Source organism: Rhodovulum tesquicola (assembly GCF_024128855.1).
GTDB lineage: Bacteria > Pseudomonadota > Alphaproteobacteria > Rhodobacterales > Rhodobacteraceae > Rhodovulum > Rhodovulum tesquicola.
The window spans coordinates 1-19,403 of sequence record NZ_JAMYDV010000034.1; the positions used below are offsets into that span (position 1 = coordinate 1).

19 protein-coding genes are annotated in these 19,403 nt (G+C 66.1%); 4 read left to right on the plus strand and 15 right to left on the minus strand.

The window, feature by feature from the left end:
* Together NHN26_RS17650 and NHN26_RS16480 are read left to right on the plus strand one after the other, a co-directional pair.
* Nucleotides 1-96: IS3 family transposase (locus tag NHN26_RS17650; RefSeq protein ID WP_331429120.1), on the plus strand; the 96-nt coding region annotated here is incomplete at its 5' end.
* Nucleotides 97-190: 94 nt separating this feature from the next.
* Nucleotides 191-340, plus strand: coding sequence for a hypothetical protein (locus NHN26_RS16480; RefSeq protein WP_253090431.1), 150 nt, complete (start codon nucleotides 191-193; stop codon nucleotides 338-340).
* 182 nt (nucleotides 341-522) lie between these two features.
* On the opposite strand, the gene NHN26_RS16485 is transcribed toward NHN26_RS16480, so the two are convergent.
* The 8 genes from NHN26_RS16485 to dctP form a co-directional block, all read right to left on the minus strand.
* Nucleotides 523-2,409: a methyl-accepting chemotaxis protein gene (locus NHN26_RS16485; RefSeq protein ID WP_253090446.1), complete on the minus strand. Its 1,887-nt coding sequence runs from the start codon at nucleotides 2,407-2,409 to the stop codon at nucleotides 523-525.
* Nucleotides 2,410-2,548: 139 nt separating this feature from the next.
* Nucleotides 2,549-3,622: an ABC transporter substrate-binding protein gene (locus NHN26_RS16490; RefSeq protein ID WP_253090432.1), complete on the minus strand. Its 1,074-nt coding sequence runs from the start codon at nucleotides 3,620-3,622 to the stop codon at nucleotides 2,549-2,551.
* Between the two features lie 233 nt (nucleotides 3,623-3,855).
* The gene (locus NHN26_RS16495; RefSeq protein WP_253090433.1) at nucleotides 3,856-4,836 is read right to left on the minus strand and encodes a quinone oxidoreductase family protein; all 981 of its coding nucleotides are present in this window, start codon (nucleotides 4,834-4,836) and stop codon (nucleotides 3,856-3,858) included.
* Complete coding sequence (locus NHN26_RS16500; RefSeq protein ID WP_253090434.1) at nucleotides 4,833-6,347, minus strand: malonate--CoA ligase; 1,515 nt, start codon at nucleotides 6,345-6,347, stop codon at nucleotides 4,833-4,835. Before NHN26_RS16500 ends, NHN26_RS16495 begins: the two co-directional genes overlap by 4 nt.
* Nucleotides 6,348-6,392: 45 nt before the next feature.
* Complete coding sequence (locus tag NHN26_RS16505) at nucleotides 6,393-7,676, minus strand: malonyl-CoA decarboxylase domain-containing protein (RefSeq protein WP_253090435.1); 1,284 nt, start codon at nucleotides 7,674-7,676, stop codon at nucleotides 6,393-6,395.
* The gene (locus NHN26_RS16510; RefSeq protein ID WP_253090436.1) at nucleotides 7,673-8,989 is read right to left on the minus strand and encodes a TRAP transporter large permease; all 1,317 of its coding nucleotides are present in this window, start codon (nucleotides 8,987-8,989) and stop codon (nucleotides 7,673-7,675) included. Before NHN26_RS16510 ends, NHN26_RS16505 begins: the two co-directional genes overlap by 4 nt.
* Nucleotides 8,989-9,537, minus strand: coding sequence for a TRAP transporter small permease subunit (locus NHN26_RS16515; protein WP_253090437.1), 549 nt, complete (start codon nucleotides 9,535-9,537; stop codon nucleotides 8,989-8,991). The genes NHN26_RS16510 and NHN26_RS16515 overlap by 1 nt, the downstream gene beginning before the upstream one ends.
* Nucleotides 9,538-9,619: 82 nt before the next feature.
* Entirely contained in the window at nucleotides 9,620-10,612 is a 993-nt protein-coding gene (gene dctP, locus NHN26_RS16520) for a TRAP transporter substrate-binding protein DctP (protein WP_253090438.1), read from the minus strand.
* Nucleotides 10,613-10,798: 186 nt separating this feature from the next.
* Here dctP and NHN26_RS16525 point away from each other — a divergent pair, with 186 nt between their 5' ends.
* Both NHN26_RS16525 and NHN26_RS16530 read left to right on the plus strand, forming a co-directional pair.
* Nucleotides 10,799-11,467 carry a GntR family transcriptional regulator gene (locus NHN26_RS16525; RefSeq protein WP_253090439.1) on the plus strand — a complete coding sequence of 223 codons (669 nt, stop codon included), beginning with the start codon at nucleotides 10,799-10,801 and terminating at the stop codon, nucleotides 11,465-11,467.
* 242 nt (nucleotides 11,468-11,709) lie between these two features.
* Entirely contained in the window at nucleotides 11,710-12,744 is a 1,035-nt protein-coding gene (locus NHN26_RS16530) for a sulfotransferase (protein WP_253090440.1), read from the plus strand.
* Nucleotides 12,745-12,789: 45 nt separating this feature from the next.
* Here the strand turns inward: NHN26_RS16530 and NHN26_RS16535 are convergent, their stop codons facing one another.
* The 7 genes from NHN26_RS16535 to NHN26_RS16565 all read right to left on the minus strand — a co-directional run bounded on the left by NHN26_RS16535 (nucleotide 12,790) and on the right by NHN26_RS16565 (nucleotide 19,252).
* Entirely contained in the window at nucleotides 12,790-14,502 is a 1,713-nt protein-coding gene (locus tag NHN26_RS16535) for a BCCT family transporter (protein ID WP_253090441.1), read from the minus strand.
* Between the two features lie 42 nt (nucleotides 14,503-14,544).
* Nucleotides 14,545-14,982: a universal stress protein gene (locus NHN26_RS16540; RefSeq protein WP_354595945.1), complete on the minus strand. Its 438-nt coding sequence runs from the start codon at nucleotides 14,980-14,982 to the stop codon at nucleotides 14,545-14,547.
* A gap of 135 nt (nucleotides 14,983-15,117) precedes the next feature.
* Nucleotides 15,118-15,555: a universal stress protein gene (locus NHN26_RS16545; RefSeq protein WP_253090442.1), complete on the minus strand. Its 438-nt coding sequence runs from the start codon at nucleotides 15,553-15,555 to the stop codon at nucleotides 15,118-15,120.
* Nucleotides 15,556-15,589: 34 nt separating this feature from the next.
* A complete protein-coding gene (locus NHN26_RS16550) occupies nucleotides 15,590-16,876 on the minus strand; it encodes a TRAP transporter large permease (protein ID WP_253090443.1) in 1,287 nt (428 codons plus the stop codon).
* 3 nt (nucleotides 16,877-16,879) lie between these two features.
* On the minus strand, nucleotides 16,880-17,392 hold the full coding sequence (locus tag NHN26_RS16555) for a TRAP transporter small permease (RefSeq protein ID WP_253090448.1): 513 nt from the start codon (nucleotides 17,390-17,392) through the stop codon (nucleotides 16,880-16,882).
* A 184-nt stretch (nucleotides 17,393-17,576) separates the two neighbouring features.
* The gene (locus NHN26_RS16560; RefSeq protein WP_253090444.1) at nucleotides 17,577-18,599 is read right to left on the minus strand and encodes a TRAP transporter substrate-binding protein; all 1,023 of its coding nucleotides are present in this window, start codon (nucleotides 18,597-18,599) and stop codon (nucleotides 17,577-17,579) included.
* 371 nt (nucleotides 18,600-18,970) lie between these two features.
* Nucleotides 18,971-19,252, minus strand: a complete 282-nt coding sequence (locus NHN26_RS16565; protein WP_253090445.1) for a Hint domain-containing protein — start codon at nucleotides 19,250-19,252, stop codon at nucleotides 18,971-18,973.
* Nucleotides 19,253-19,403 lie beyond the last annotated feature (151 nt).

The following is a 19,403-nucleotide window of genomic DNA, read 5'->3' on the forward strand; positions in this document are numbered from 1 at the left end:
GACTACATCGAGCGCTTCTACAACCCGCGCAGACGGCATTCGAAACTGGGCTACATCAGCCCCATGGAGTTCGAGGCCCGCGCTATGCTAGCTTAACCTGCTGTCCACGAAACCGGCAGCAGGCCACGCTGGGAAGGGGAAGAATGAGCCGTTCAACGACCGACATTGAACCGCCTCGGCCGAGGCAGAGATGGCCGAGATCCCGGAGAACGGCCCGGCGGACGTGGTCCACACGGCCAGTTCGGAGGTGTTCTTCCGGCGCATCGTCCGGGGGTATCCGCGCGGCGCGGACATGCGTGACATCGCGATGACCGATCCCCATGCGCGGGATCGGCCGTGAACCGCCTTCGTTTCATCGTCCGTCCTCAAGCGCGGGCGAACGCCTGTCGACGACCGGGGATTGATCCCGCGGATGGTCTGTTTCAGGCCGTGAAACCTGTCCCCCAGGGGCGGCCTGCGCAAACGGCGGCAGTGCTGGCGAAATCCGTCATTGCGGCGTCGGCGCGGCGGGGGCGGAGCATGTCATGCGACCGCGGCTCCGGCCCGCGCGGAATAGCTGTCGGTCCCCTGGTTCCTGAGCCTGAATCGTGCGACATGCGATTGAAGGGCATCGGCTTCCTGTTTGAGGGTGATGCTGACGGCAGTGACCTCTTCGACCATGGCCGCGTTCTGCTGCGTCACCCGGTCGAGTTCAGCGACGCCGGTGTTGACCTCGCCCAGGCCGACCGATTGCTCGCTTGCGCCGGTCGCGATTTCGCCGATCAGTTCCGCGATGTTTCCCACCCGCGCGACGATTGCCGACAGCGCGTCACCGGTATTGTCCACAAGCGCGACGCCCGTGGTCACCTGCTCCGAACTGGTGTCGATCAGCGCCTTGATCTCCTTTGCGGCTTCCGAAGATCGCTGGGCCAGGGCCCGCACTTCGGACGCGACCACGGCAAAGCCGCGTCCCGCCTCGCCGGCCCGGGCCGCCTCGACGCCCGCGTTCAGGGCAAGCAGGTTGGTCTGGAACGCGATATCGTCGATCACGCCGATGATCTGGGTAATCCCGTCCGAGGAACGCTTGATCTCGGACATGGCGGCGATCGCCTTCTTCACGACATCGCCGGTCTGTTCCGCGTCGTTGCGGGCCTCCTGGACCACGCGGTCGACATCGGCGGCCCGGTCCGCCGTCGACCGGACGCTCGATGTCAGCTCATCCATCGCCGCCGCCGTTTCCTCCAGCGTCGCGGCCTGGTTCTCCGTGCGCCGCGAGAGATCTTCCGAGGCATCGCTGATTTCGACCGCCCGCGCCTGCACTTCCTGGGCGTTCGCCACCACCGACCCCATCAACTCGTTCAACGTGTCGATGGTCGCGTTCAGATCGCGCCGCAGGCATTCGTATTCGTCGGAGAACGGGACCGCGATGGTCTCGGAAAGATCGCCATGTGCGAGGGCCGACAGCCGCTCGCTCAGCGCATCCACGACGCGCCGCTGGCTGTCCTGGCGCGCAAGTTCCAGCCTTGCCCGATCCTCGCTTTCGCGCCGCGTGTCGCGGAACTGGACCAGCGCCTGCCCAAGCGCGCCGATTTCATCCCGGCGCTCCGCCTCGGGGATGTCGATATCCGTCGTGCCCTGTTTCAGTTTATCGACCCGTTGGACGATCTGCACCAGGGGTTGCGTCACCGACCGGGAGATCAGCAGAAGGACGAAGGCGAACATCCCGAAGGCCCCGATGCCGATCATGGCCGACATCAGGTTGGCCCGGGCGACGGCGCCGCTGATTGGCGAACGGTCAAGGCCGAGGAACAGTTCGCCCACCGCGTCGCCATCCAGCAGGATCGGGGTGCGGACGATCACGGTCGCCCCATCCTCCAGGCGGGTCTGGCCGGCCTCGACCATGGCCTCCATCGCGGCGATCGGTTCGGCCCCGATCGGGCCGGTGCCGGCAAACTCCGCGAAAGTCGCCCCGCCCGTGACGACGCGGGCGAACGCGAAGATGTCCGACTCGCCGAGGGCGGCAAGGTTCGTTCCGGCCAGATCGGCATCGAAATCCCAGATCGCGCGCCCCAATGGCGGAAGCACGAAGGTCGTCATCAGCTCGGCGCGCTCTTCGAACGCGGCGGACAGCGCCGCGGAATAGCGCTGTGCCCAGAACCCCGAGAACCCGAAGACGAACAGGGACAGCGCGGTGAGGCTTGGAACGAGAAGCCTGCGTTTGACGGGCATGTTGCTGAGTTTGATCATGTCGGCCTTCCGAGTCGTTTCGCGTGTTGGGGTGAACCTGCGGTCCGAATCCTTAATTCGGCTTAACGCGTCCCCTGGCTGACGAGACGGAAGCCTCCCCTTCCTCGGAAGCTGACTTTGTTCCTTGGTGTTATTTTTCAATATCTTGGCGTCTTGACGGCGATCGTTTCGCCGAAACGGCACTTTTCGCAAGACCGCTATGCAACTTTCGCAAGCCCGGACAAGGCAGACCACCGGGCCGTCCCCGGCCGCAGACATGAAATGACACGCCGCGGAACGGGGGCGTCCCGTCCGCGGCGCATCGAAGAGCCGGATCCGGGGATCAGCTGCCGCCCTGCAAGGCGCGCTTGGAGATGAGTTCCATCAGGTTGTTGGCCGCTTTGGTATAGGGCGGCCAGAACATGGATTCATCGTAGAAATCCGGGTTCGCCTCGATCAGCGGGTTCGCATCCACCAGCGTCGAGGCCGCGACCATGCCCAGCCCGTTGACCACGCGCTCCTGCACGTCCTTGCCGATGAAGTGGTTGGCGAAGATCTCGGCCGCTTCCAGCTTCTCGCCGTTCAGATGTCTGGCGAAGTTGATCGTGTCCAGCCAGACCGTGCTGCCCTCCTCGAACCGGACCATCTGCCAGTTGTTGCCCTCGGCGTTATGGGCCGATGCGCCCGGACCGTAGGAAGCGACCAGCAGCAGGTCGTCGCGAAACTCGGGCCCCGTGTCCCAGAAATGGCCGACCTGCGCGTACAGCGCCGTGACCATCCCCTGCAATTCGCCATTCGGATCGGAATAGGCTTGCAGCGCCGCCCGGTCGCCCGAGACGTCGTTGACGTCGAAGGGCGGCTTGCCCGCCGCAAGCAGCGCGAGCGCGATGTTGGGCTGCACCTGGCCCAGGGTCAGCGAAAGCTTGCCCTTCCATTGCGGGTCGAGAAGATCGGCGACGCGGGCGGGCGGCGTGTCGATCTTGTCCATGTTCGCCCAGATGCCATAGGCGCCGCCGCCCCAGGGGATGTAGAGAACGTCATCGCCATCCATGCCCATGCCGATCCGCGTCAGCGACCCGGACAGATGCCGGTAATTGGGCAGACGGGGCGAGTCCGTGTCGATCGGCTGAAGCAGGTTCGCCGTCGGGATGCCCTCCATGTTGATGTAGTTCAGCGTCAGGAAGGCGATGTCGACAGTGCCGGTCCGGAGCGTGTCGTACATCTGCTGCGGCCCCTCGGCCAGGGTGTCGATGACCTTCACCTCGATGTCGTAGCCCTGCGCCTTCAGGATCGCGTTGACCTCGGCGACGTCTTCGGGCTGGACATAGCCGTCCCAGGTAAAGACGTTCAGGCTTTCGGTGGCCCCGACCATGCAGGGGCTTGTCGCCAGGACAAGCGCGGCCAGCATTTTCCTCATTTGCGAAACTCCTCTTCAGCTCCGAACGACCCGCCGGGCGTTATCGCGACGGATTCGCTCATGTCGCAAGCGCCCCTTTCCTGACGATGCCGACTTAAGGAAAGCCTAATGGGCGCGGTCGCCCGGTCGGCGTGATCTCGCGGAAAGGCCGCCCTGCCGGTCGGTACATTCCGGCCGTGACCTGTCCCGGCCTGTCGGCGCGGACCGGCGGGCGGGGCAGCCGGGCATCCCCCTCAGGGCAACAGGATCGAGCTTCCGGTGGTTGCGCGGGCTTCCATCCGGCGGTGCGCCTCGGCCACATCGGCAAGCGCGAATTCCTGCCCGATGCGGATCGCCACCTTGCCGCTTTCGACCATCCGGAACAACTGCGCGGCCATGGCCTGGCAATCCTCATGCCGGGCGATATGGGTGAACAGCGTCGGCCGTGTCAGTTGCAGGCTGCCCTTCGCGCCCAGGATGCCCAGATCGAAGGGCGGCACCTTGCCCGAGGCATTGCCGAAACTGATCATCATGCCCACGGGCCGCAGGCAGTCGAGCGAGCGTTCGAAGGTCGCCGCGCCGATCGAATCCATCACCACATCGACGCCGCGCCCCTCGGTCAGCTCGCGCACGCGGGCGACGAAATCCTCGCGCTCGTAATTGATCGTCTCGGCGGCGCCATGGGCGCGCGCAAGCGCGCATTTCTCGTCCGTGCCCGCGGTGCCGATCAGCCGGATGCCCATTGCCCGCGCCCATTGGCAGGCGATCAGCCCGACCCCCCCGGCCGCGGCGTGGAAAAGGACCGTATCGCCCGGTTTCAGCGGCACGGTGCGGTGGAACAGGTAGTGCACCGTCAACCCCTGCAGCATCATCGCCGCCGCGGTGCGGAAGTCGATGCCATCGGGCAGGCGGCAAACCTGCGCGGCCGACATCACGCGAACATCGCAATAGGCGCCCGGAGGCGCGGCGGCATAGGCCACGCGGTCGCCGGTCGCCAGATGCGTGACGCCCTGGCCCACGGCCTCGACCACGCCTGCGCCCTCCATGCCCAGAACCTGGGGCAGGGGCATCGGGTAGACGCCGGAACGCTGGTAGATGTCGATATAGTTCAGCCCGCAGGCATGGTGACGGATGCGGACCTCGCCCGGGCCGGGGTCGCCGACGGGGCGCTGGACAAGTTTCAGCACCTCGGGCCCGCCGGGTGCCTCGAAGATGACGGCGCGGGTCTCGGTCATCGGGCGGTCTCCCTGAACAGGTCGGCATGGGTCTTGCGCAACTCGGCCTTCTGGACCTTGCCCATGGCGTTGCGCGGCAATTCGGGCAGGATGATGTATTCCCGGGGCTGCTTGTAGCGCGCCAGCCGGTCGGACAGCGCGGCGCGGATCGCGGGCAGGTCCGGCCCTGCGCCGCTTGCGGCCAGGACGGCCACCACCGCCTCGCCGAGATCGGGATGGGGCAGGCCGATCACCGCGCTTTCCAGAACGCCGGGCATCTCGTCCAGCACCAGTTCGACCTCCTTGGGATAGACGTTGTAGCCGCCCGAGATGATCAGGTCCTTGGCCCGTCCGACAATGGTCACATAGCCCTGATCGTCGATCAGCCCCAGATCGCCGGTGATGAAATAGCCGTCCGGGCGGAACTCGGCCGCGGTCTTTTCGGGCATCTGCCAATAGCCCTGAAACACGTTCGGCCCGCGCACCTCGATCATGCCGGTCTCGCCCTGCGCCAGCGCGGCGCCGGTCTCCGGGTCGGTGATGCGCAGCTCGACGCCGGGCAGGGGCAGGCCCACCGTTCCGGGCCGGCGCGCGTCGTCATGGGGGTTCGAGGTCAGCATGTTGGTTTCGGTCATGCCATAGCGTTCGAGGATGGCGTGGCCCGTGCGCTCGGACCACGCATGATGGGTTTCGGCCAGCAGCGGCGCCGAGCCCGACACGAACAGCCGCATATGCCCGACCGTCCCGCGCCCCAGCCGCGGATCGTCCAGCAGCCGGGTGTAGAAGGTCGGAACGCCCATCATCGCCGTTGCCCGGGGCAGCAGCACGAAAACCTGCTCGATGTCGAATTTCGGCAGGAAGATCATCTGCCCGCCCGACAGCAGCACCACATTGCTGGCCACGAACAGCCCATGGGTGTGAAAGATCGGCAAGGCGTGCAGCAGGACGTCGGCTTCGGTGAAGCGCCACAGATCGACCAGCGTGCGCGCGTTGGACAACAGATTGCGCTGGCTCAGCATCGCGCCCTTCGACCGCCCCGTGGTGCCCGAGGTGTAGAGCAGCGCCGCCAGATCGTCCTGCCCGCGCGGCGCGGGCGTCAGGCTGTCGGGGCTGGCATCGGCCAGCGCGTCGAAACTGCCGCCCGGCCCAAGGCTTTCCAGCCGCACGCCCAGCCTTTGCGCCAGCGGGGTCAGCGCATCCACCCGGTCGGGATCGACCAGCAACAGCCGCGCGCCGCAATCGGTGACGAAATAGTCCAGCTCCTCCGCCGTATAGGCCGTGTTCAGCGGCAGGAAGACCGCCCCCGTTGCGACCGCCGCGCCATAGACAGCCAGCATCTGCGGGGTTTTCGAGGCTTGCACCGCGATACGTTCGCCCGGCGCGATGCCCGCAGCGCGCAGCGCGTTCGCAAATCGGGCAAGCATGCGGTGAAAGGCATCCGCGTTCAGAACGCTGCCATCCGGCAGCGTCAGAAAGGGCCGTTCCTGCCCGGCAAGGGGCGCGAAAAGGGCGTCGTAAAGCGGGTTGGACATGGCTCAACACTCCTGTTCGGGCCGGCGCGACATGGCCCGTTCCGGTCATTCCTGCGCGGCACGGGCCAGTTGGCGCACGCTGCGGGTGGCGGCGATCCGGCCCTGGCTGGCGAAACTCTCGTGATTGGCTTCAACCTGATCGAGATCGTAGAGGTAATTGACCATTGCGCCGCAGGACTGCGCGATGCCGCGATCCGACAGATCGGCCCGGGCATGGATGTCATGGACCAGCGCGCCGTTGTTCAGGTGAAACCGGGCGACGGGATCGCGCGGGCGGTCGCGCTTGTCCTTGACCTCCAGAAGGTAGAGCGCGGCCAGACGACGCAGCGCGGTCTGCGCCGCCTCGTCCCGGGGCGGGGCGGCCTCCAGCACGCTTGCGGCGGCTCTGTCGCCCCCCTCGGCCCGTTCGCGCAGCCATGCCCCCAGCCCCGGGATGGGCGAGAGGGTCACAAACTTCCGCAGGTCGGGCAATTCCTGGCGCAGCAGGGCGACCACCTGCTTGATCAGCGAATTGCCGAAGCTGATCCCCTTCAGCCCCGCCTGGCAGTTCGAGATCGAATAGAAGGCCGCCGTATCGGCCTCGGCGGGGTCCAGCATGGGCCGGTCCGAGGCCAGCAGTTCCTGCACCGAGCCCGGCACGCCGCGAACCAGCGCCACCTGCACGAAGATCAGCGGCTCGTCGGGCATGGCGGGGTGGAAGAAGGCGAAGCATCGCCGGTCCTCGGGACCGACGCGGGCGCGCAGCGCCTCCCAGTCGCCGATGGCGTGGACGGCCTCGTAGTCGATGATCTTTTCCAGAAGCTGCGCGGGGCTTTCCCATGTCACCTGCCGCAGCACCAGAAAGCCGCGATTGAACCAGGACTGGAACAGATGCACGAAATCCAGGTCCACCCGCGCAAGGTCGGGCATCTCGGGCAGCAGCGCCAGCAGGTCGCGGCGCATCCGCACCAGTCCGGTTGTCGCCCCCGGCGCGTGGTTGAGGCGGCGGAACAGCGCCTGCCGCCGGGGCTCGGCCGCCTCCAGCAGCTTGCTCAGGGCGGGGGCGTCCCCGGTCGCGCCGTAATCCTGCGCGGCCTGCACGACCGCATCGGGGATGATGTCGTAATCCCGCGCCAGCATCGCGAAGAATTCGCGCCGCGCGCCCATGTCCATGCGGGCATAGGCGGCAAGGATGTCGCGGGCCAGCCGCATGGTCGACACCTCGCCCTCGCCCGCCAGAAGGGCCGCGCACATCTCGGCCACGGGCTTGCCGGGACTGCCGCGCAGCGGCGCGAAGCGGCGCTCGACAAGCTGGCCGAGAAGATCGCCCAGATACCCCGTCCGCGTCATCGCGCAGGCCCCATCACCAGGTCGGGCAGCCATGTCGCGATGCCCGGAAAGACGCACAGGATCAGGATCGCCAGCACCATGCAACCCACATAGGGCAGCGAGCCCGTCAGGATGGTCTTCAGCCTGATATCCGGCGCGATCGAGTTGATGACGTAAAGGTTCAGCCCCACGGGCGGCGAGATCAGGCCGATTTCCATGTTGATCGTCAGGATCACCGCGAACCAGTAGGGGTCGAAATCGGCGGCCAGGATGATCGGCAACAGGATCGGCGCGGCCATCAGGATCACCGCCACCGGCGGCAGGAAGAAGCCTGCGACCAGCAGGAAGACGTTGATTGCGCCCATCAGCACCCAGCGATTGACCTCGAGCGCGGAGATCCAGGTCGCGATGGATTGCGTGATGTAGAGCGAGGACAGCATGTAGGAAAACACCCCCGCCGCGCCGATGATGAACAGGATCATCACCGATTCCCGGGTGGAATCGCGCAGCACCACCCATAGCGATTTCGGCGCCCACATCCGGTAGATCACGACCGCCATCAGCAGGCAGAGCATCGCGCCCACCGCCGCGGTCTCGGACGGTGTCGCGATGCCGCCATACATCGCGTAAAGCACGCCCAGGATGACCAGAAGGAACGGGATCACGCGCGGCAGGATTTCCAGCTTCTCGCGCAGGCTGTAGCGCCGGGCCGACATCACCGAAAGGCCGGTGTTGCGCCAGGTGGACCAGATCGACCAGGCCATGAACAGCCCCACCAGCAAGAGCCCCGGCAGCACCCCGGCCAGGAACAGCCGCCCGATCGAGGTTTCGGTGGCGATGCCATAGACGATCATCGTGACCGAGGGCGGGATCAGGATGCCCAGCGTGCCGCCTGCCGCGATCGAACCCGCGGCCACGGTGTCGGGATAGCCGCGCCTGCGCATCTCGGGGATGCCCATCTTGCCGATGGCCGCGCAGGTGGCCGGGCTTGACCCCGACATCGCCGAGAACAGCGCGCAGGCCCCGAGATTCGAGATCACCAGCCCCCCCGGCACCCGCGTCAGCCAGCGTTCCAGCGCCTCGTACAGGTCCGCCCCCGCCCGGGTCGAGGAAATCGCCGACCCCATGATGATGAACATCGGGATCGACAGCAGCGCAAAGGAATTGAGCTTGCCGAAGAACTTCTCGGGCAACAGTTCCAGCGCCCAGAGCCCGTCGAAGATCACCAGAAACAGCGCCGAGACGATCAACAGCCCGGTGGCGACCGAGACGCCGGAAAACAGCACGGCGATGGTGACAAGGGCGACAAGACCGCCCAGCAGCAGCGGGTCCATCACTCGGCCTCCAGTCCGAAGGGGGTGTCGCGGCCCATCAGCAGGGCCAACAGGTCGGCCAGCATCTGGAGGATGAACAGCGCAAAGCCCAGCGGCAGCGCCAGATAGGGGATCCACAGGGGCGGCCCCCAGACGCTGGACGACCGCCAGCCGCGCTGGAACGCGGTCTGCCAGTGGTCATAGGCGTGATACGCCATGACCGACAGCACCACGATCCCCGCAACCAGCACCAGAACCGCCAGAACCTTGCGCGGACGGGGACGCAGCCACATCGGCAGCAGGTCGACATTCACATGCCCGCGCAGCTTCTGCACATAGGGCAGGCCCAGCATCGTGGCGGCGATCATCAGGTAGATCACGGTTTCGGTCTGCCAGATCGTCGACTGGCCAAGAACGAAGCGGACAAAGATCATCTGGCAGGTGATCACGACCGAGGCCAGGATCATCCCTGCGGCAATCCAGCCGCAGAAGATGGAAATCCCGCCGATGCCGCGGATCAGCACGTCCGCGCTGCGCCGCCACGCGGCGTCGTCCCTGGTCAAGGCCATGACGCCCGACTCCTGCTAATCCCCCGAAAGATGTGGCCGGAAAGGGTGCAACCGGGGCCACACCCCCCCGCCCGGCGGCCCGTCACTCGACGGCGAGGGCCAGATCCAGCAGTTCCTGCCCGTTCGGTACCTGCGCGACAAAGGCGGCATAGGCCGATTCCACCGCCAACTCGCGCCATGCCTCGAAATCCTCGGCACTCATTTCCGCGATCTGCACGCCGTTCTCGCGGAACACCTCGACCGAGCGGGAATCGTCCAGCTTGGCCTGTTCCAGATACCAGGCTTCGGCCCTGGCCGCGGCGGCCAGCAGGGCCTCTTGCTGCTCGGGCTTCAGCCCCTCGAAGGTCGATTTGGTCATCAACAGGGGCTGATACATGAACCACAGCGCCACATCGCCCGCGGGCGTGTAGCAATCCACCTGTTCGTAAAGCCGGAACGAGACGAAGGACGAGGACGAGGTGTTGACCGCGTTCAGGACGCCGGTCTGCATCCCGTTATAGATCTCGGACGAAGCCATGGACGAGATCGACGCGCCCGCCGCGGCCAGCATCTGTTCAAAGGCCCGACCGGCCGCGCGGACCGTGCGGCCCTGCATGTGCTCGGGGCGGGTGACGCACTCACCCTTGGCCGCGAAGCCGCCTGCCAGGTAGCCATGGACCAGCACCATGACGTCATCCTCGGCCATCAGTTCTTCCAGACGGTCCATGAAGGGCGAGGCGTTCAGCCGTGCGCCGTGGTCGTGGTTGCGCACGAGGCCGGGCATCAGCGTCAGGTTGAATTCGGGCCGCTGGCCGCCGGCATAGGACAGCGGATAGACCGTCATGTCCAGCTGGCCCCGGCTGACCGGCAGGTATTGCTCGGTCGCCGCGAATAGCGAGGCCGAGGGGAAGATGCGGATCGACAGGCCCACATCGGCGGCCTCCAGATCGTCGGCGATCATCTGCGCGACCTGGTGGCGGATATCCGTCGTCGACCATTGATGCGACAGGCGCAATTGCTGCGCCTCGGCGCCTTGCGCACCGACAAGCGTGGAAAGCGCCAGCACCGAGGCGGCGGCCATCGAAAAGAACCTCATGTCTTCCTCCCTGATTGGGCGCACAGGGCGGGTCACCCCATGCGCCAGCTCATTGCTCCTCAACAATGATGCGGGCAGGAAAGGGCATTTTGCATGTGGCGTCAACCATTTTGTATACAAGATATCCATTGCTGAATACAAGGCGCCGTCCTACCATGACCCGGGGCAAAAGACGGACAGGAACCCATGCAGCCGCGCAGAGCAGACGGCGTCCGCGAGGCGCTGGAACAGATGATCGTGACCGGCGAGCTGACCAATGGCGAGCGGCTGGACGAAACCTCGCTGGCCGAAAGGTTCGGCTGTTCCCGAACGCCGCTGCGCGAGGCGTTCCAGAGCCTTGCGGCCTCGGGGCTGCTGGACCTCGTGCCCCATCGCGGCGCCTTCGTGCGCCATCCCGGCCTGACCGACATGGTCGAGATGTTCGAGGTCATGGCCGAGCTTGAAGCCTATTGCGGACGGCTGGCGGCGCGGCGCGTGTCGGCCGCGGATCTGGCCGCGCTGCGCGAGACGGTCATCGCCTGCGAGGATGCGGCCGCCGCCAGTGACCACGACCGCTACTATGCCGAGAACGAGCGGTTCCACCACCTGATCTATGCCGCCTCGGGCAACGGCTTCCTGGCCGAGCAGGCCCGCCAGCTTCACCGCCGGCTCAAGCCGTTCCGGCGGCTGCAATTGCGGGTGCGGGGGCGGCTGGACCAGTCGCTGGCCGAGCATCGCGCGATCCTTGCCGCGCTTGAGGCGGGGGATGCCAACGCCGTGTCCGAGGCGCTGCGCGGCCATATCGCGGTCCAGGGCGGCAAGTTCAACGATCTCATGGCCAGCTACAAATCCTCGCACCTGAACGCGGGCAAGTGACGCGCACCATCGGGCACAGTCGCAACCGGCCCGGCCCCGCGACCTGCCAGAACAGGCGCGTTACCCAGCCCACCCGCGCGCAGGATCGCCAACCCGGCGCCCGACCGCATCGCGCCGAACCGGCCCTTCGGGACGGTCCGGCCATTCGCCGGTCGTCACGCTTGCCGTCGTCCCGACACCTGCCTTGACCGGAACGGTCGAGAGACACAGGCCCACGGCAACCGTCACCGGGCGCGGTTCGGATGGCGGCAGCTTGCGCTTTTTCAGAGCGCGCGTTTGCACTAGATCCCCCTCAACGGAAACGGCCACGCCAGCGTCCGGATGGGCTGGCCGGTCGGGGATTGGGCTGTGAGGTCGGCGTGACGCGTATTCTTGCCGTATCGGGGAGCGACCGGTCGGGCGGCACGCTTCTGTCTCTCCTGCTGTCGCAGGGGCCGGGGGTGGTCAATTTGGGCCCTTCATGTCATCTGCCCGCCGCCTGGCGCGATGCGGCCGCGTGCAGTTGCGGCCGTTCGGTGAGGGACTGCGCCTTTCATGCCCCCGTCATCGCCGCCGCCTTCGGTGCCGCGCCCGGGCTGCGTCTGCTTGCCTTTGCCGAGGGCGCGCGCCGGTTCCAGCGCCATGCCGACCGGCTGCGCGACTGGCACGAGCCCGGCCCGCAGGAGGTGCTGCGCGAACGTCACGCGGCCTTTCTCGCCCGGTTGAAGGCGCTGCTGGAGGCCGCCGCGGCGACCAGCGGGGCGGATTGCCTGATCGAAACCTCGCGACAGCCCTGGATGGCGCTGGCCCTCGCGCTGGTTGCGCCCGACGATCTGCTGCTGCTGAACCTCATGCGCGATCCGCGTGCCGTGGCGGTCGCCGCGAACCTCGAAAACGGGAACCGCCGCGACACCTGGGCAAACGGCCGGGAATGGCGGGCGCGGCAGGACCGGCTGGACCGCTGGGGGCCGACCCGGGGTGCGCGGTTCAAGCTGCTGCGCTACGAGGATTTCGCCGCCGCGCCGGAGACCGAAGTGGCGGCACTGCATGCGTGGATGGGCCAGCCGGTGCCGGACGGGCTGTTCCAGACGCCGGTGCGCGCCCGCCTGTCCTGGGAGCGCCAGCACCTCTACCCGCCCGCGCCTGTCCCGGCCGAACGCGAAACCCAGGTGGAGATCCGTCCCGGCATGGGCTGGGCCGACCCGCGGCACCGCTGGGAACACCGGCTCGCGCTGTGGGCCGCGCGGCCGTTGGCGCGGCGGCATTATCCCGCCGAACCGGGCAAACCCGGAGCGTGATGCCCGCCGCCGCGCAGTGATCCGCCGCGGCGGCGGGCGGGCGCCTCAGCGCGGTTCGTTCATCAGCCCGCGGATGATGGCATAGCAGGCCGCCAGCAGGACCAGCGTAAAGGGCAGGCCGGTCGAGACCGCCATCGCCTGCAACGCGATCAGCCCGCCGCCAAGCAGAAGCGCGATTGCAACCAGCCCCTCGACAATGGCCCAGAACACCCGCTGCACGACGGGCGCGTTGATCTTGCCGCCCGCGGCAATGGTGTCGATCACCAGCGAACCCGAGTCCGACGAGGTGATGAAGAACACCAGCACCAGCACGATGCCGATGAACGAGGTGATCGCGGTCAGCGGCAATTGGGCCAGCATCTCGAACAGCTTCAGCTCGAGCGCGGCATCCTGCACCGCCGTCACGCCGTCATTGACGACCTGCGAAATCGCCGTGCCACCCAGCGCCGTCATCCACAGCACCGACAACAGCGTCGGCACGATCAGCACCGCGACCAGGAACTCGCGCACCGTGCGGCCGCGGCTGACGCGGGCGATGAACATGCCGACGAAGGGCGACCAGCTGATCCACCACGCCCAGTAGAAGGCCGTCCAGCCCTGCGCGAAATTCGCATCCTCGCGGCCGAAGGGCATCGACAGCGCCGGAAGATGCTGCCCATAGGCGCCGAGATTGGCGAGGAACCCGCTCAGGATGTCGATGGTCGGCCCGGCCAGGATGACGAACAGCAAAAGCGCCGCGGCGAGGCCCATGTTGATTTCCGACAGCACCTTCACGCCCGAGTCGAGACCCCGCACGATCGAGGCGATGGCGATGGCGGTGATGAAGATGATGAGGAAGATCAGAACCGAACTGCTGGTGCCGATCCCGAACAGGTAGTCGAGCCCCGCCGAAGCCTGCTGTGCGCCGATCCCCAGCGAGGTCGCCAGCCCGAAGATCGTGGCGAAGACGGCAAGGATGTCGATGACATGGCCCGGCCAGCCCCAGACGCGTTCACCGAAGATCGGGTAGAAGGCCGAGCGCAGCGTCAGCGGCAGGCCCTTGTTGTAGCTGAACAAGGCCAGCGCCAGCGCGACCACGGCATAGATCGCCCAGGGGTGCAGCCCCCAGTGAAAGATCGTGGCCGCCATGCCCAGCCGCGTCGCCGCCTCGACATTGCCCTCGGCCCCGCCAAGCGGTGCCCAGTCGGTGCGCAGGCCGTCCTCGCCGAGGCTGACCCCGCCGAAGGCGCTGGAATAGTGGCTCAGCGGCTCGGACACGCCGAAGAACATAAGCCCGATGCCCATCCCGGCGGCGAACAGCATCGAGAACCAGCCGACCAGCCCGTAATCCGGCGTCGCGTCTGGTCCGCCCAGCCGGATCCTGCCCAGGGGCGAGACGATCAGCACGAGGCAGACGATGACGAAGATGTTGCCCGAAAGCAGGAAGAACCAGTCCAGATTGCCGGTCAGCCAGTTGCGCAGGCCGGTGAAGACGGGCTCGACCTCGTCCTGCAAGGCCAGCGTCAGCACGATGAAGGCCATGATCGCCAGCGCCGACCAGGTGAACACGACCTGATGGATGTCGAAGGACAGCGTCCAGCTTTTCTCGATATTGTCCTGACCGATCTCGTAATCGGTCTCGATGACCTCGGTCGCCCCCTCGGGTTCCGGGATCGGCTCGATATCGGGAACGTCCTCTGCCGGTGTCTGCGCCTTGTCGGCCTCGGTCTCGGGTCGGGCGGCATCGTCCCCCGATGCGCCGCTTCTGATGTCGCTCATGCGGTCTGTCCCTTCTTTTCTTGTTGTCTCGTGTCCGGCGCGTCAGCGGACGACGAAGACCGACGCTTCGGAATGCTCGGCCACGCTGCCGCCATGCGAGGGCAACAGCCAGTCAAGCCAGCTCGGCGAATGCGAGGCCATCACCACAAGGTCCGCGCCCAGCGTTTCGACCGCCTTGCGCAGCAGCCTGTCCAGTTCGGCCTGCGGATCAGGGCTGGACAGCGCATGCGCGCTCGCCTCGATGCCCTGCGTTTCGGCCTGGTGCTCGGCAAAGCCCTTGAGCTTGTCGGCGAATTCCCCGGGGGTTCGCGCGATCTGGTCGGGTACGGTGCCAACGACGCCCACATAGACCACCGGCAGGCGGTAATGACGGGCAAGGTCGGCCGCGACATGCAGCACCTTTTCAAGCCTGTCGAGATGGCCCAGATCAACAGGCACCAATATCCTGGAAAACATCACTTCCTCCCGTCTTGTGGACATGGGAGCGGCAGGACAAGCCCACCATTCGCCCGGCAGCGGCCACGCCGGGAGAGGGTCCCTGCGCTCGATTTCCATTCGTGATGTGCACTCTAGCACCGGAACCGGCCGCTTGACCACCCGGGGCGCGGTGTCGGCTCAGACGACCAGCACCGGACAGCGCGCCATGCCCGTCACCTTGTGGGACACGCTGCCCAGAAGGTAATCCTCGATGGAGCCCATGCCGCGGCTGCCGATCACGATGACATCGTGGCCATGGTCCGCGGCGAAACGCACGATGGTTCGCGCGGTCGGACCCGATTTGACGAAGGCGCGCGGCGCCTCGATCCCGGCCTCGCGCAGGATCTGCTTGCCCAGTTCGGCGACCTCCCTTGCATGGCCGCGCATGACGTCGTCCAGGTTTCCCGGCTCGTCCTTGCGCACCATCGACAGCGACGCCTCGAGCATCGAGTGATGGCGGTAGACCGTCAGGATCGACAAGGGCGCGTGACATAGCAGGGCAAGCTCCGCCGCCTTCTGCAGCGCGCGCTTGCCGTTCTCCGACCCGTCGAAGGGGGCGAGAATGGACTTGAACATGCGTCCTCCTTTCGTCGCGACGTTGCGGGCGCGGTCACTTGTCGAAGGCGAGGTCGCGCAGGAACAGCGCGATCTGCGGGAAGAAGATCAGCGCGACCGACACGCAAAGCAGGATCACGATGAAGGGCGGCGTGCCGCGGATCACCTCCCAGTAGGGCCGCTTGAAGACAGCGATGGCGGTAAAGATATCGCATCCGAAGGGCGGCGTGGCCGACCCGATGGCCACCTGCAGCACGATGAGCGTGCCGACCAGAACGGGGTCAAGCCCGACCGAACCGACCACCGGGGCGAAGATCGGCACCAGGATCAGGATCACCACGATGGGATCGACGAACATGCAGCCGATGAAGAAGGCGATCGAGATCACGAACAGCACGCCGATCTGCCCCATCTCGTCGATTCCGACGCCCGCTAGGATCGCCTGCGGGATCTGGGCGAACGAGATCACCCAGGAAAACGCCGCCCCCGCCGCGACCAGGATGAACACGACCGCCGTGATCAGCCCGGTGGACTTGGCCGTGCGGTAGAGGCCGGCGAGGTCAAGCTCGCGGAACACGACCATTTCCAGGATGATCGCGTAAAGCACGCAGGCCGCGGCCGCCTCGGTCGGGCTGAAGATGCCGCCATAGATGCCGCCGATGATGATCGCCGGAAAGCCCAGCGGCCAGAGCGCACCGCGCACCGCGCGCAGGCGTGTGCCCCAGTCGGCCCGGTCCTCGGTCGGCACGTCGTTGCGCACCGCGTAGATCCAGGAATAGATCGAGAACAGAACCAGGATCAGCAGCCCCGGCCCTATCCCCGCGATGAACAGTTCGGCAATCGAGGTATTCGACACCACGCCATAGATGATCATCCCGATTGAGGGCGGGATCAGGAAGGCGATGTCGGACGCGTTCACGATCAGCGCCAGGATGAAGCTGTCGCCATAGCCCGCCTTCTGCATCCGCGGCCTCAGCGGCCCGCCGATGGCCACCACGGTCGCCTGCGTGGACCCCGAGACCGCGCCGAACATGGTGCAGGCGCTGGCGGTGGAAATCGCCAGCCCGCCCCGCAGATGCCCGACGAAGGCCATCACCATGTCGATCAGCCGCCCCGCCGACTGGCCGCGCGTCATGATGTCGGCGGCGAAGATGAACATCGGCACCGCGATCAGCGAGGCGGGCCTGATCCCCGCCATCATCTGCTGGATCATGGTTTCCAGTTGGGAAAGGCCGCCGAACAGCGTGACGAACCCCACGAAGGCGCCGATGATGAGCGGGATCATCATGGGAAAGCCCAGCAGCAGCAGGACGACCATGATGGAAAAGATCGTGATGCCCATGGCTCAGACCTCCATCTCGTCGTCTTCATACCCTTCGAGCACGGCGGTCGAGAGGTAGATATCCCTGGAAATGACGTTCTTGATGGCGGTCAGCAGGTATTGCAGCCCGGTCATGAAGAACCCGATGGGCACGATGATCAGCGTCGTCCAGACCGGGATTTGCAGCGCAGGCAATACGCGGCCGCGCCCCGCCTGGGTCAGCAGGTATTGCAGCGAATACCAGCACAGCAGGAACATGAACGCCGCCGTGACCAGCGCGATCACGATCATCAGCGCCTTGCGCGCGCGACCTGGCAGCATGTCGTAGATCGCCGTCATGCGGATATGGCGCCCCTGCCGCGCCGCATAGCTGATGCCCGCGAAGGTGATCACGATGATCAGGATGCGGTTCAGTTCCTCGGAAAAGAACAGCGAGCTTTGAAAGACATAGCGCCCGACCACATTGGCGATGGTGTTCAGCGCCATCAGCAGGACCCCGCCCGCCAGCAGCACCGATTCCAGCCGCGCGATGGCCATATCCAGCCTGCCCAGCACCCCCGGCAGGGTCGAGACATAGGCGGTTTCGGCCGCGCTGTCCGGCGCTGCGGGATCGGTGCGGGGACGGGGCTGCGGGGACGGGCTGTCCGGCAAGGCCGTTATCCTTCGAAGGGGCGCGAAAAAGGCGGGCGCCCAAGCTGGGGGCGCCCGCCAGTGGCCGTCATCAGCTCGAGGACGCCTCCTGCGCCGCGGCGAGGTCCTCTTTCATCTGTTCGAGGATCGCCTGCCCACGCTCGCCCGTCATCTGGATGAACCGCGCCTCGACCTCCCGGGCGGCCTCCTTGAAGGGCGCGCGCTGTTCCTCGGTCAGCGTGGTGAAGGTCATCGAGGGCTTGGCCGCCCTGATCTTCTCGATCGAGGCCTCGTGCAGCCCGTCCTGATAGTCGATGATGTGGTCGAAGGCCACGTCGATGGCGTTGCGGATCACCTGCTGATCCTCCTCCGACAGCCCGTCGAAGAAGTCCTTGTTGGCCATGACCGCGGTGGTGAAGTTGTTGTGGCCGATCATCGTGACGTGGTCGGTGACCTCGTACATCTTGGTCGACTCGATGAAGAACATCGGGTTTTCCTGGCCCTGGATGATGTTGGTCTGCAACGCGCCATAGACCTCGCCCCAGGGCAGGGGCGTGGGCGTCGCGCCGAAGGCCTTGTAGCTTTCCACCAGCAGCGGGTTGGTCATGGTGCGCACCTTGACCTCGTCCAGATCCTCGGGCGTGGTGAACGGCCCCTTGGTGGTGATCGCCACCTCGCCCTCGGGGAACATGGTCAGAAGCTCCAGCCCCTGCTCGGCGTAAAGCTCGGGGAACATCCCGTTGATCGCCTCGGAATTGCGGAAGAAGCTGGCCAGCGTCTCGGTATCGGTCGGCAGCAGGTAGGGCACGAAGAACACCTGCGCCTCGGGGATGAGCGAGCCGGTGAAACCGGGGGACTGGTCCACGAAATGCAGGATTCCGGCCTGCGCCTGTTCCATGGTGTCGGCGGATTCCCCCAGCGTGCCATAGGGGAAAAGCTGGATCTCGTGGTCGGAATTGGCCTCGACCTCTGCCTTGAACTTCTGGGCAAAGATGCCCTGCACCTCGTCCATGGCCTCTTCGAACGCATAGCGCCAGGTATCGGCCTGCGCGGCCGTCGCCGTCAGCGCGACCCCAAGCGCCGTGGTCGCCACGAGGCGGTGAAACTTTCTCATCGGATCTCTCCTCTGGTTGCCTTCGCACGGGCCCGACATGGCCCGAAGCGTCGAGTGGTTCGGGCGGATGCGGGGCACCCTTTTCCTTCGACTTGCGAAGGTTATCCCTTTATCGAACCAAGCTTACAGGCTACCGGAACGTCACGGCACCTTATGGTCATGTCAGCATTTTCTATGGCCACAGCATCGCAAGCTCTGGACGTGCTGTCAAGGAAGCGGTCTGTCCGGAAGGATAATGGTTAGTCTGGTGAAGCGTCGTGCCGTGAAGAACGACCCCCTTCCCATCCGCCATGATGCCGCAGGCGGCAATCCGGCCGCATCCTGCGGGCGGTGAATGCAGCGGCAGAGGCCACGGCCCGCCGACGCAGCGATCAAGGGGATGACCGGGGACGCGCGAGCGAGAGGGCGCAAAGCCTGTCCGGCAGGGCGTGAAACCGCGCGAAAGGGCGCGCGGTCGGGCCGTAGTCAAGCTGGCCTGTCTTGGGCCTGAGCGCCGGGAACAGCTTGCAGAGCTCGGACCGCTCGCCGGAGCCAAGCGCGCGCAGCGCCTCGGCGCCGGGATAGAAGCTTTCGCAGCCGGCGCCATTGGCAAAGACGATCTGATGGCTCTCGAACATGATGTGGTAGTAGACGACGCTGCGCCGCCCCTGCATGATCCGGGCCTTGCCGCCCTTTAGACGTAAACGGTGTTTTGCCCCCACCTTCCTGTGATTTTTCCGTTCTGCGAGTCCGTCTCTGTTGGCTAACAGGGGTGGAGTTTCTCCATGGAGACTATGACGGAGTTTCTCAGTTCACTTGGCGTGG